A 12,650-nucleotide genomic window follows, 5' to 3' on the forward strand; every position below is an offset into this window, starting at 1 on the left:
AGCCTCAATAGCAGCCTTAAATACGTCAAAAACTATTAAAAAAGTGGTATATTTTTTTTTATCAATAATATTGTTTACCTTTGCAGACATGAATATAACAAGCGTATTACGCAAATTGTTCATCGCTCGTCAGCGTGAACTTGCACACTATACTTATGAGGCTGAAAAGTTGCAGCACGATGTTCTGATGCGTCTTGTCGAACAGGCTAAGGACACGGAATATGGTCGCAAGCATTTGTTTGCTGCCATCAAGGGTTATGATGATTTTGCCAAGAATGTTCCCGTCAACACCTATGAGGAATTGAAAGGCGACATTGAGCGCATGCGTCATGGCGAGGCGGATGTGTTGTGGAGCGGTACGGTGAAGTGGTTTGCCAAGTCTTCAGGAACAACCAACGATAAGTCGAAATTCATTCCCGTCAGTCGGGAGGGATTGCAGATACAGTACAATGGTGGTAAAGACAGTGTTGCGCTCTACCTTCAGAACAATCCGAAAAGCAGGCTCTTTGACGGTAAGGCGCTCATTCTCGGTGGCAGCCATTCGCCGAACTACAACCTTCCGAACAGTCTTGTCGGCGATTTATCATCGATATTGATAGAGAACATCAACCCGTTGGCAAATTTGGTGCGTGTGCCCAAAAAAGAGGTGGCGCTGCTATCCGACTTCGAGGTGAAACGCGACCGCATCGCAGAGGCAACCGTCCATAAGAATGTGACCAATCTGTCGGGCGTTCCTTCGTGGATGCTGTCGGTTTTGGTCAAGGTTTTGGAATTGTCTGGCAAACAGCGCATTGACGAAGTTTGGCCCAATCTGGAAGTGTTCTTCCACGGCGGCATAGCCTTCACACCCTATCGGAAGCAATATGAAGAACTGATACAAAGCCAGGGGATGCATTATATGGAGACATACAATGCGAGCGAGGGATTTTTCGGCATACAGTCGGATTTAAGCGACCCTGCCATGATGCTGATGATTGACTATGATGTCTTCTACGAGTTTATCCCGATGGACGAATTTGGTACGGAAAACCCCACGGTGGTTCCGCTGACAGGCATCGAGGTGGGCAAGAATTACGCCATGCTTATTTCCACATCGTGCGGACTTTGGCGTTATCTGATAGGCGATACAGTGACGTTCACGCAGAAAAATCCCTATAAATTTATCATCACCGGACGCACGAAGCACTTCATCAACGCTTTCGGTGAAGAGTTGATTATCGACAATGCCGAGAAAGGACTCAAATATGCCTGCGAGCAGACTGGTGCGGAAATCAGCGAATACACAGCCGCTCCCGTCTTCATGGACGAGAAAGCAAAGTGTCATCACCAATGGCTCATCGAGTTTTTCAAGGAACCTGCCGACCTGAACGAGTTTGCACGGCTGCTCGACACCAAACTGCAGGAAATCAATAGCGACTATGAAGCAAAGCGCTATAAAGACATTACGTTGCAGCACTTGGAAATAGTCAAGGCACGGCAGTCGCTGTTCAACGACTGGCTGAAATCGCGCGGAAAGCTGGGCGGACAAAACAAAGTACCGCGACTTTCCAATACCCGCGAAATAATAGAAAATTTGTTGGAAATGAACAAGGAGGAAAAATAATCAAACCGATATGGGCAAGAGACGTAAATGTGCGATTTGGAAACACCAAGGAAGGGTCGGGAGGCTTTTCCTGTTTCTTGCTGTGTGTCTGGCGTCCTGTGCACGGATGGGGCAGCCAGACGGAGGATGGTACGATGAGCAGCCTCCAAAAATCGTCAGCACAAGTCCTGCCGACCAATCGGTGAATTTCAATGGGAAGCGGGTTATTATCAATTTCGACGAATACATCAAGATTGACAATGCGACGGAAAAGGTGGTGGTATCGCCGCCACAGCTCGAGTTGCCGGAAATCAAAGGGCAGGGTAAGCGCATTGTGGTGGATCTGAAGGATTCGCTGAAAGCCAACACAACCTATACCATCGACTTTTCAGACGCCATCAGCGACAATAACGAGAATAATCCGTTGGGAAACTATACGTTCACGTTTTCCACGGGCGACGTCATCGATACGATGGAAGTTTCCGGACATGTACTCAACGCAGAGGACCTGGAACCGATAAAAGGTATTCTCGTCGGACTTTATACGGTTGACGATGCGACGGATACGACCGCTCAGAATGGTCGGTTTGCACAATTTGCGGAGCAACCGATGCTTCGTGTGTCACGCACCGACAGCCGGGGACGGTTTGTCGTCAAGGGCGTTGCGCCGGGAAATTACCGCATCTATGCGCTGCAGGATGTGGACGGTGACTATAAGTTCAGTCAGAAAAGTGAGATATTGGCATTCCAAGATAGAATCATCACACCATCATCAAAGCCCGATATCCGCCAAGATACAATATGGGCAGACTCCTTGCACATCAAGTCGATAACACGGGTAGGATACACCCACTTCCTGCCCGACGACATCGTCTTGCTCGCATTCAACGAAGTGCTAACAGATCGTTTCTTTTTGAAGAGCGAGCGGAAAGAGGCAGAATGCTTCACCTTATTCTTCAGTGGAGGCGATGAGCAGTTGCCGGTTATTCGCGGATTGAACTTCGATGAGCATGATGCTTTTCTCACCGAAACGAGCGAGCGCAATGACACGGTGACCTATTGGCTGCGTGACACGACACTCGTCAATCAGGACACGCTACGCATGGAGGTGCAGTATATGATGACCGACTCCACAGGCGTGCTCGTCTCGCAGACCGATACACTGGAAATATTGTCAAAAACATCATACGAAAGGCGGCTGAAAGACCGCGAAAAGGCTTTTGAGCAATGGAAAAAGGAACAGGAAAAGCGGCAAAAGCGAGGGGAAAAGTTTGAGACGGAGATGAGTCCGGAGCCAATGAAGGTGACCTACAGGGTGCCTTCAAATATGGCGCCCGACCAAAATCTTCTGTTTGAGTTTACCACCCCTCTTCAGCAGTTCGACTCGACTGCCGTCCACCTCTATTCAAAACACGACTCGCTGTGGTATCGGGTGCCGTTCGAATTGGAGCAACGCAATCTGAGGACGATTGAGTTGCGGGCAGCGTGGCGACCCAACCGACAATACAGTCTGGAAATAGATTCAACGGCTTTTGTAGATATATATGGAAAGGTTTCCAAATCCTACAAGCAAGGATTGATGGTGCCGTCTGAAGACACCTACGGCTCCCTCTTTGTACCGATGAGCGGGATGGAGGGAAAAACGGTAGTGGTTCAGTTGCTCACCTCTGCCGATAAGGCTGAAAAAACGGTGACGACCACTACAGGAACGGCAGAATTCTATTACATCAAACCTGGCGATTACTATCTGCGGGCGTATGTTGACGAGAACGGAAACGGGCGCTGGGACACGGGTGAATTTGATACAGCAACACAGCCGGAGCCTGTCTATTATTATCCCGGGAAGATAACGTGTAGGGCGAAATGGGACGTGACGCAGAACTGGAACCCGACTGCACGGAACCGAGCTGAGCAGAAACCGTTGGAAATCACCAAGCAAAAGCCGGAAAAAGAGAAGAAAATCAAATATCAGAATGCAGAAAGGGCGCGTAAACTCGGCATTACCTACGAGCAGCCCTGATTGTTGTAATTCAATATGTATCACACTAAAAACGGAAAGAAATGAAAACGATGAAATACTGTTTAAGAACCATTATGGTGGCGGTTGCTCTCCTGTTTTGTTTGACAAAGGCAGATGCGCAATGTTCTTACACGAACACAGCGTTCAAGTCGGGAGAGTTCCTGACGTATAACCTTTATTATAATTGGAAGTTTGTGTGGGTGAAAGCGGGCACGGCATCAATGTCCATCGTGCAGAGCCGCTACGATGGCGAGAACGCCTTTCGTTGCAGCCTGACAACACGGGGAAACGGAAAGCTCGACAACTATTTCATCATGCGCGATACGTTGCTCTGCTATACGACGACCGATTTGACTCCTCTTTATTTTCGGAAAGGAGCGCGAGAGGGCGGAAAGTATAGGGTTGACGAAGTGTGGTACACCTATCCGCGCGGTAAGAATCATGTGAAGATGCGCCGCATGAATGATGAAGGAAAGAACACGTATAAGACGGAGACGGTTGACGAGTGTGTCTCGGACATGATGAGCTTGTTCATGCAGGCGCGCAGTTTCGATTTGGGAACATGGAAAAAGGGAAAGACCATCTATCTGCCCGTTGCCGACGGTAAGGGTGTGGATAAAGGGCGGCTTGTCTGTCAGGGAAAAGAAACCATCAAGGCTGACGACGGACATAAATATCGCTGTCTGGCACTGACCTATTCGGAGTGGAACGAGAAGAAGAAAAACTATAAGAAGATAGCAACGTTCTATGTGACGAACGACAACAACCATGTGCCAATCCGCATCGACCTGTCGCTCAATTTCGGTTCAGCAAAGGCGTTTCTCGTTAGTATGAAGGGAATGAAAAACGCTATGGGAGCGAGGGTGAAATAGGTTTGTCACAAAAGTCTAATGGTGGATTGGGGGTTAGCCGTTTCCTCCGATAATTTTCTTGATTTCATTGAGTTTGTTGAGAGCCTCGACAGGCGTCAGGTTGTTGACGTCCAACCCGAGTATCTCGTCGCGAATCTGGCAGAGCACGGGGTCGTCGAGTTGGAAGAACGACAGTTGCATGCCTTCCCTATTCTGGTTCAGTTGTTCGGCTGAAGGCTTTCCTACGCTTCCCACGCCCGTATTGTCTGTTTCCAGTTGTTTGAGGATGGTGTTGGCGCGCTTCACGATGCTTTTCGGCATGCCGGCAATCTCTGCAACGTGGATACCGAAAGAGTGCTCACTCCCACCCCGTTCCAGTTTGCGGAGGAAGACCACCTTTCCATCTACCTCCTTCACCGCCACATTATAGTTTTTGATGCGCGAGAAGTTTTTCTCCATCTCGTTCAACTCATGGTAGTGGGTGGCGAAAAGCGTGCGGGCATTCGTATTGGCGTGCTCATGCAGATATTCCACGATAGCCCATGCGATGCTGATGCCGTCGTAGGTACTGGTGCCTCGTCCCAGTTCGTCGAAGAGGATGAGTGAGCGCGAGGTGGCGTTGTTCAGAATGTTGGCAGCTTCGGTCATCTCTACCATGAAGGTGGACTCTCCCAATGAGATGTTGTCGCTGGCTCCCACTCGGGTGAAAATCTTATCCACCAGTCCGATGCGTGCACTCTCTGCCGGAACGAAGCAGCCCGTTTGTGCCATCAGCACGATGAGTGCCGTCTGTCGGAGAAGTGCCGACTTACCTGCCATGTTGGGACCCGTGATGATGATAATCTGTTGTCGTTCGTTGTCCAGGAGAATGTCGTTCGGCACATAGCGCTCGTCCATCGGCAACTGTTGTTCGATGACGGGGTGTCTTCCCTGTCGGATATCAATGGTCTCTGACTGGTCGATGACCGGGCGGACGTAATGATTGTTCTCTGCTACGGTAGCGAACGAAAGCAGCACGTCGAGGCGTGCAATGAGGTTGGCATTGATTTGGATGGCAGGGATGTATTCCTGAATGGCAACGACCAGTTGGTTGAACAGCCGTGCTTCCAGACTGAGAATTTTCTCCTCTGCCCCGAGAATTTTCTCCTCGTATTCTTTCAGTTCCTGCGTGATGTAGCGTTCGGCTTGTGCCAGCGTCTGTTTGCGTACCCATTCGGCAGGAACCTTATTCTTATACGTATTGCGCACTTCGAGGTAGTAGCCGAAGACGTTGTTGTAGCCTATTTTCAGCGATGAGATGCCGGTGGCAGCACTCTCCCTCTCTTGTATTTTCAGCAGATAGTCCTTGCCGCTGTAAGCAATATTGCGCAGTTCGTCCAGTTCGTCGCTCACTCCGCTTCGAATGACGTTTCCCTTATTCACCATCAGCGGCGGGTCGTTCTGTATTTCTTTTTCTATCCTGTCTCTGATTTGCTCGCACAGATTGATTTGTTCTCCGATGCGTTTCAGTCCTTCGTGTTCACTTTCTGCACACGCTTTCTTGACGGGTTCGAGGGCTTGCAGCGCCACTTTCAGTTGCATCACTTCGCGTGGCGACACCCTTCCGGTTGCCACGCGCGAGACGATGCGTTCCAAATCGCCGATGCGCTCCAGACTTTCCGATACGCATTGTCTGAACATGGGTTCCCGGTAGTAATAGTCCACCACGTCCAACCGTTCGTTGATGGGGCGCTCATCTTTCAGCGGGAACACCAGCCATCGGCGCAGCATGCGTCCGCCCATCGGGGTGAGTGTGCGGTCGATGATGTCGAGCAGCGACACGCCGTCTTCGCCTTGCATGGTCTGGAGCAGTTCCAATGAGCGGATGGTAAACTTGTCGAGACGCACGTAGCGTTCTTCATCAATGCGTGCGATGGAGGTGATGTGTCCTATCTGTGCGTGTAGCGTCAGTTCGAGGTATTGCAGGATGGCTCCGGCTGCCGTCACACCGTTTTTCAGATGGTCAATACCAAAACCCTTCAGTGAGTGCGTGTGGAAATGTTTCAGCAGTTTCTGTCGGGCTGTCTGCTCGGAGAACGCCCAGTCTTCCAGTTCGAATACGCAATAGCGGGTGCCGAAATAGCGTTCGAACTCCTGTTTGCGGGTGCGGTCGTAGAGCACTTCCTTCGGTTGGAAGTTGGTCAAGAGTTTCTCCACATAGTCGTAGCTGCCCTCGTCTGTGAGAAATTCGCCGGTGGAGATGTCGAGGAATGCCACACCGATGCCCGTTTTACCGAAGTTGACGGCTGCCAGGAAGTTGTTCTCCTTGTAGTTCAGCACGTTGTCCGACATGGCAACGCCAGGCGTGACCAGCTCCGTGATGCCGCGCTTGACGAGCTTTTTGGTCAGTTTCGGGTCTTCCAGCTGGTCGCAGATAGCCACACGCTTGCCGGCACGGATGAGCTTGGGCAGATAGGTGTCGAGCGCATGATGCGGAAATCCCGCCATCTCGTCGCCCTTACCGCTGTTGCCGTTATTGCGTCGGGTGAGTGTGATACCCAGAATCTGCGAAGCGACGACGGCATCTTCGCAATAAGTCTCATAGAAATCGCCGCAACGAAACAGCAGCAAGGCATCGGGATGCTTTGCTTTCAGCGAGAAGAACTGCTGCATCATTGGGGTCAGTTCCTGGGTTTTCTTTGCCATCTGTCTGATGATTGTTTAGATATGCAAAGGTACGAAAAAACTATCTGTTTCACAAATTTTCCGAAAATAACTTGGTGCAGACGCTTCGCCTGTTCGCTGAAAAACGTTGAATCCTTCAGCACGGAAAAGTCTTAAATAATGCATAAAAAATGAATTTTAGGAGAGTGTTTCGAATATTTTGCGTATCTTTGCCGCGTTAAACAACCAAATAAATAGTAAAGGAAAAATGAAAAAGTTACAGACAAATTTGTTTTTAATGCTTCTTGCAGGGCTGTTTACGTTGGTGTCCTGCAACAGTGATGACCCCGATTTTGATGTCAACCAGCTGCATGGCAGTTGGGTGACAACCCACATGAAGTTGGTTTCCGGGGGCATCATAGCTGTGGAAAAGAATGTCAATCCCGGCGATGAGGCTTATTCGAGAATCACTTTTGGCAGCGATGCGAAGTTTTTGACGGAGGATTTTGATGGCGTCAACAATGCCTGGACGCTCTCATATACAGGCACTTACAAGGTGAAAGGCAATAAGATTACCACCACCACGATTGATGTGGATGACCCTTATGCAGAAAAAGAGGTGGAAGAAATGACCGTTGAACAGCTTACCGACGACATGTTGGTGCTTTCTGCCAATGGAATATTTGAGGATGATGACGAGAATTTGATTAGAGCCAAATTGACCATCACGCTTCGCCGCGAATAATCCCGCCACTGTCGAGACATGAGAAGAGGGGAGGAACAGACCGTTCCTCCCCCCTTTTTTATGTTTGTTTCAGGGCATCTCGCAGGATGCCTATTCCTTTCTTACTTCGCACAGACGTGGTTTTCCACCGCATCTATGAACTGCCTGGCAGGCGCTATCCTGCTTTGCAACTCTTCAGGTTCCACTTCATACACACAATTGTAGTCACTCTCTTCGCGCATGGTTTGCAGCTGACTGTACAAATGTCCATACTCAATGGGCAGGATACCGGTTTTGATATAATGAAGATTGAACAGCGCGTGCGACCCTTTGTGTGTATTTGCCTGGTGACCATCGTATATGAGCAAGGCGTTTACAGCATGGTACACCGCATAATAAAGTCGGTTAGCAGCACCACTCCAGCGATTGGCAGTAGTAAGAATGCCAATCTCCTCAAAGGTTTCATTCGCTTTCTTTAGTTCCAATGCAACAAGTGTTTTGCGCTCTTCATCATTCAAACTCATATCAATACGATTTTGTCGCGTTCTACATTCTTATAGAAAGGGAGGAACGTCCATTCGCTCCATTGCTTTTTAGTATATACGTGCGGACTTATTTCTTCGCCGATATCCCAGCCTAATTCACGGAAAGGATACGTCAAGTCATAGTCGGAAGCCACAAGTTTCGGTTTGTCGAGCAGTATCAGCAAATCCCAGTCAGACCCTTCTTTTGCATCGCCACGGGCGCGCGAGCCATATAAAAACAGGCTGCTGTCGGGCGACAACGCTTCGTGCCCGACTTGTTTTATACGCTCTATGACCTTATTGTTTTTCATCGTGATGATGGTTTTATTCTATGCGCAAATATACAAATTTGTTTTGAAATAACCTCTTTTTAGCAGAAAAAGTTAGCGGTGGACAGAGTGGTGAGGTTCCTTTCCCCTTCCTTCAGTCCTTCCCTTCTCAATGAGGGAGGGTCAGGGAGGGGCTTATTCTTCCACCAGTTTTCCGGCGGTTTCGAGGGCGTGCCAGAGCGAGTAGCGGGCTTCGGGGTTCAATTCTTCCATCTGACGGAAGAGGTCGGCAACCTGTGCGCGATGGGTCTCCCGCTCGAAGGGGCACGATTTTTTCTGCTGCCGATAGCCCTGCTGCCTGGAATATGAAAGGATGTCGCTCTCGCAACACAGCGCCAACGGGCGGATAATCGTCAGTGGCATCTTCTGCATCTTGAGCTTCACGGGCATCGAGGCAAACCGCCCCTCGAACAGTTCGTTCATCAGCGTCGTGTGGAGGATGTCGTCCATGTGATGACCGAGCGCAATCTTCTGACAGCCAAGTGTTTGTGCGAGTTCGAAAATCTTCTTCCGCCGTTGCCAGGCACAGAGAAAACACTCGGGCTTGCGCCGCTGACCGGCAGTGGAGGGCTCGGCGTCGAAGCGGGTGGTGACCACGTGCAGCTGAACGTGGTTGGCAGCACAGAACTCGGAAAGGTAAGCCGTGTCAGTCTCATACGGGATGTTCTCCATCCGCACATGCACGGCACTCACCTTGAAGCGCGGGCGATGGATGAGGCTGCGCCTGCCCAGCAACTCGGTGAGCAGCAGCGAGTCCTTGCCGCCCGACAGGGCGATGAGCACGTGGTCGCCGTCGGCAATGAGCCCTAACTCGGTCACTGCCTTCGCAAACTGTTTTTTCAGCCGCAATTCCAATGGGTTACTTTTCATAGAGACGCACGTTGAGCGACATTTTTTACACCGCCTGAAACCCTTGTTCCACCGCAGTGGCGGAGGTTTTCGGGCGGGCGAAAAAGCCGGATTTCGCATGCAAAGGTACGAAATTATCAGCAATGACGCACCACTCACCCCGGAATACCTGCCTTTCCGACTCCGAAAAGTGGCTTTCTGATGCGAAAAATGCGGACAAAAAGCAAGGCGTTTTTGCCCGTTTTAGCGCAAATGCTTGCAATATTTTCCACCAAACTTTCCCTCGCACCCGTACAGGCAAACCTTGCGAATCAGAGTTCGTAAAACGTTGTCATCCAAACAATTAAAAGAAACGCACATGAAAACCATTTACAAAATAATCAAGAATATACTCCAAATATGCAGGTTTTTGCCCCTGAAAGTACCACTTTCATCTCCGAAAGTGTTACTTTTGACCTTCAAAAGTGTCACTTTTGCATCCTGAAAGTTGAACTTTTGCCACCCCAAAGTTCAACTTTCACCAGATGACTCCCCAACTTTCGCCGAAAAAAGGGCGTATTTTCGTGTTATTATGCAAAAACCATGCACACGCGTTTCCAGAATTAAAGTTTTCGTTTCGGCAAAAATTACGACACTTCCAGAGTCGTTAACGTTTTTTGGTTACGAATTTTCAGTCCGCATTGACTCCTCCCTACATTGCCAGTTAGAAAGAACTTATTCCGCTCCTTCGTTCTGTCGGATTGCTCCCCCATCCTGCATCGGCATACAAAAAAAGGGAGCCCCCCGTTCTGTCGGATTTGTAATCCGACAGATATATAAAATATCAGGATTTTCAATCCGCTTAATACGCCTTTTATCGGATTACAAATCCTTATAACCAATGCGTCTGGATTGCAAATCCAGACGAACGGAGAACTTATTCTATGTCTTCCAAATTTCTGCTGCGCCACAATCAGCAATCAGCGGAGCGTGCATACAAAAAAAGGGAGCCCGGCAGCACATACTGGCTGTCGGGCTCCCAAGGACTAAATACAAGAGTTAAATGAAACTTATGACAAATTTAGAAACATTGGCTTTTTGTATCATTAATCCTCTCTTTTTGTTATCGCGCGGTGCGTCTTGCAGCCTATTCACCGATATAGACAGGACGTATGGCATATCGACCCGTGCGACCACCGTTTTTATATGCGCCATGTGTGAATGTGCCGTTCTGATAAGCAGCCCGTCCATAAGACATGTTATCACCTAATCCATTGGCACTACCACCTTCGTTGAGGATACCGGTGATATAGCAGCACACATGTCCCGCCTCGTCGTTTGAACTGGTACCATCACTTAAGTATGATGTGTATCCTTCTGCGGGGAGGAAGATGCCTTTTTTCATATCCGCTTTTTCCAGCCGGATAGCATAGTTGTAGGTCGGGTCTTTTGCATAGCCCGTGAGTGGTTTTTTCGAGATGAACAATCCGAAGATGGGTGCCTTCGTGCCGGAGAAGTTGAAGTTGTTAGCCTTGCATACACTGCTGGCTGAGGTCTCTACCCAGATGACACCCCACGCGCGATGAAACTTGTTGTTGTTGCCCATGAGTGCTTCAATGTCCGGGTCTGTCGGCAGGGCATATCTTCCTTTCGTAGCGACGTATGCAAGGTCGCCTTTATATACGCCCGTGATATAGTTTTGGTCGTCATAATTTCCGGTCAGCAGTTGCTGGAACGTAATCTCATTGAATGAATATGTCCACTCATTTGGGCTGTAATAGATTTTTCGCCTGAAGTCAAGATAGTCTGTGCCCAGCATGAGTGCTCCGAGAGATGTTCCGCCAAAAGAGTATGACCCCAGTCGAGCCATAATATTTCCTCCTCTCGATGACTGCACACCATGCTTACCGACGGCTCCGGCAATAAAGATGCTGAAGAAAGCGTCGTTCACGGTCGAACCGGCAACCGGTGACTTTTCAGGCCATGCACTAAAGGTGTTGAAATTCTTGTTCATAATCTGTTCGGGTGACCATTCCTGCGAAGGAGCGACGAAATAGTTGTCAATGTTAAGATGGCGGTTGTAGATGTCTTTCCAGAAATTGGTTGAGCCGTAAGAATTTCCGTTGCTCCAGATGAGGTTTCCCGTTGCCCATTTCACGTCGTCAAATTCGATATAGTCGCCATCGTTCGTCTTCTTGACCGTGAAGCGGTAGAATTTTCCCGGGTTCACTTTTTTCACGTAGAGCCCTTGCTGGCTGCCGTTTTCGGCAGCACCGTTCTTATACATATTATAATTGTGGCTGATGCCATATTCATCGACCGCCTCGATTTCGAAGTAGATGTTTTCAAGCGCCGGCGGTGTGACAAAATAGATTTCTTTCGTGGGTTTGTCAAGTGTGATGGTGATGAAGTCGTCTTTGTTCGCGTTTTCCCTTGTCGTGAACTCCTGCGTTGCCAGATTGAGCACGCCTTGCAGTTTTTTATATCTTTCGCCGTTTCCTTGCTGGATGATTCTCACATAGAGTTTTTCTATTGCACGGATGGTATCGGCACTGCTGTCGTAGATTTTGGTGTTCCATACGGCATGTGCGGCATTCATCACGCCAAGATTGGCTGCGGCATTGCTGCCCGACATGCGCACGGTTGCCGTTCCATAGACGAGGTCGAGTTGGTTGGCAATGGCTTCGAGCGTGCCTCCTTGGTGGGTAAAGTCGATATTTACCTTTCCCGGTTCGGTCGGGTCGCACTCGATATTTGATGATGAACGCGGATAGAAGAAAGCGAGCCGGTCTCCATCCTGACAATTGATTGTCCCGATAAATTCGGAATTTTTTGCTTCTTCCTTAGGCTGAACGGTTTGGTACAGGTTCAGTCCTTCGGTGATGTTCCACACACCGATGTTGTCGGTGGTCTGCCACGTTCCGCTGAGTCCTTTTCCCGGTCCTAAGTCTGTGAGCACGGTGCGTGTCTGGCTTCCTTGTGTCACAATGAGGCTGACAGCGGGTCTTGACGACTTTACCTCGTTTATCGTCTCGGTAGTAAAATCATCTTGTGAGCAGGCAGTGAGGCTGATGATTGCCCATGCTGCAGCCAAGCCATAGAATATTCTCTTCTTCATGTTTTTTACTGTTTTTTTGTTAATACTTTTT

9 protein-coding genes are annotated in these 12,650 nt (G+C 49.2%); 4 read left to right on the forward strand and 5 right to left on the reverse strand.

Features of this window, described 5'->3' with window-relative positions; all coding sequences use genetic code 11:
* The first annotated feature begins 88 nt into the window (after positions 1-88).
* The 3 genes from GRF55_RS11415 to GRF55_RS11425 are packed head-to-tail and all read left to right on the forward strand — an operon-like array spanning position 89 to position 4,474.
* Entirely contained in the window at positions 89-1,603 is a 1,515-nt protein-coding gene (locus GRF55_RS11415) for a GH3 auxin-responsive promoter family protein (protein ID WP_220368513.1), read from the forward strand.
* 10 nt (positions 1,604-1,613) lie between these two features.
* Positions 1,614-3,602 carry an Ig-like domain-containing domain gene (locus GRF55_RS11420; protein WP_220368514.1) on the forward strand — a complete coding sequence of 663 codons (1,989 nt, stop codon included), beginning with the start codon at positions 1,614-1,616 and terminating at the stop codon, positions 3,600-3,602.
* A 50-nt stretch (positions 3,603-3,652) separates the two neighbouring features.
* Positions 3,653-4,474: a DUF3108 domain-containing protein gene (locus GRF55_RS11425; RefSeq protein WP_370626725.1), complete on the forward strand. Its 822-nt coding sequence runs from the start codon at positions 3,653-3,655 to the stop codon at positions 4,472-4,474.
* 33 nt (positions 4,475-4,507) lie between these two features.
* On the opposite strand, the gene mutS is transcribed toward GRF55_RS11425, so the two are convergent.
* Positions 4,508-7,138 carry a DNA mismatch repair protein MutS gene (gene mutS, locus GRF55_RS11430; RefSeq protein WP_220368516.1) on the reverse strand — a complete coding sequence of 877 codons (2,631 nt, stop codon included), beginning with the start codon at positions 7,136-7,138 and terminating at the stop codon, positions 4,508-4,510.
* Between the two features lie 226 nt (positions 7,139-7,364).
* On the opposite strand from mutS, the gene GRF55_RS11435 reads away from it, so the two are divergent.
* Positions 7,365-7,841, forward strand: coding sequence for a lipocalin family protein (locus tag GRF55_RS11435; RefSeq protein WP_220368517.1), 477 nt, complete (start codon positions 7,365-7,367; stop codon positions 7,839-7,841).
* Positions 7,842-7,942: 101 nt separating this feature from the next.
* Here the strand turns inward: GRF55_RS11435 and GRF55_RS11440 are convergent, their stop codons facing one another.
* From GRF55_RS11440 to GRF55_RS11455, 4 genes are all read right to left on the reverse strand, one after another.
* Positions 7,943-8,344: a HEPN domain-containing protein gene (locus GRF55_RS11440; protein WP_220368518.1), complete on the reverse strand. Its 402-nt coding sequence runs from the start codon at positions 8,342-8,344 to the stop codon at positions 7,943-7,945.
* Entirely contained in the window at positions 8,341-8,655 is a 315-nt protein-coding gene (locus GRF55_RS11445) for a nucleotidyltransferase domain-containing protein (RefSeq protein WP_220368519.1), read from the reverse strand. Before GRF55_RS11445 ends, GRF55_RS11440 begins: the two co-directional genes overlap by 4 nt.
* A 153-nt stretch (positions 8,656-8,808) precedes the next feature.
* The gene (locus GRF55_RS11450; protein WP_220368520.1) at positions 8,809-9,543 is read right to left on the reverse strand and encodes a tRNA 2-thiocytidine biosynthesis TtcA family protein; all 735 of its coding nucleotides are present in this window, start codon (positions 9,541-9,543) and stop codon (positions 8,809-8,811) included.
* Between the two features lie 1,105 nt (positions 9,544-10,648).
* Entirely contained in the window at positions 10,649-12,619 is a 1,971-nt protein-coding gene (locus GRF55_RS11455; RefSeq protein ID WP_220368521.1) for a fimbrillin family protein, read from the reverse strand.
* Between the last annotated feature and the right edge of the window lie 31 nt (positions 12,620-12,650).

This window comes from Prevotella sp. Rep29 (assembly GCF_019551475.1).
Lineage (GTDB): Bacteria > Bacteroidota > Bacteroidia > Bacteroidales > Bacteroidaceae > Prevotella.

Bases quoted from the DNA above. Each gene is read 5' to 3' on its own strand.
- GRF55_RS11415 (WP_220368513.1), top strand. From the start codon at position 89: ATGAATATAACAAGCGTATTACGCAAATTGTTCATCGCTCGTCAGCGT.
- GRF55_RS11420 (WP_220368514.1), top strand. From the start codon at position 1,614: ATGGGCAAGAGACGTAAATGTGCGATTTGGAAACACCAAGGAAGGGTC.
- GRF55_RS11425 (WP_370626725.1), top strand. From the start codon at position 3,653: ATGAAATACTGTTTAAGAACCATTATGGTGGCGGTTGCTCTCCTGTTT.
- mutS (WP_220368516.1), bottom strand. From the start codon at position 7,138: ATGGCAAAGAAAACCCAGGAACTGACCCCAATGATGCAGCAGTTCTTC.
- GRF55_RS11435 (WP_220368517.1), top strand. From the start codon at position 7,365: ATGAAAAAGTTACAGACAAATTTGTTTTTAATGCTTCTTGCAGGGCTG.
- GRF55_RS11440 (WP_220368518.1), bottom strand. From the start codon at position 8,344: ATGAGTTTGAATGATGAAGAGCGCAAAACACTTGTTGCATTGGAACTA.
- GRF55_RS11445 (WP_220368519.1), bottom strand. From the start codon at position 8,655: ATGAAAAACAATAAGGTCATAGAGCGTATAAAACAAGTCGGGCACGAA.
- GRF55_RS11450 (WP_220368520.1), bottom strand. From the start codon at position 9,543: ATGAAAAGTAACCCATTGGAATTGCGGCTGAAAAAACAGTTTGCGAAG.
- GRF55_RS11455 (WP_220368521.1), bottom strand. From the start codon at position 12,619: ATGAAGAAGAGAATATTCTATGGCTTGGCTGCAGCATGGGCAATCATC.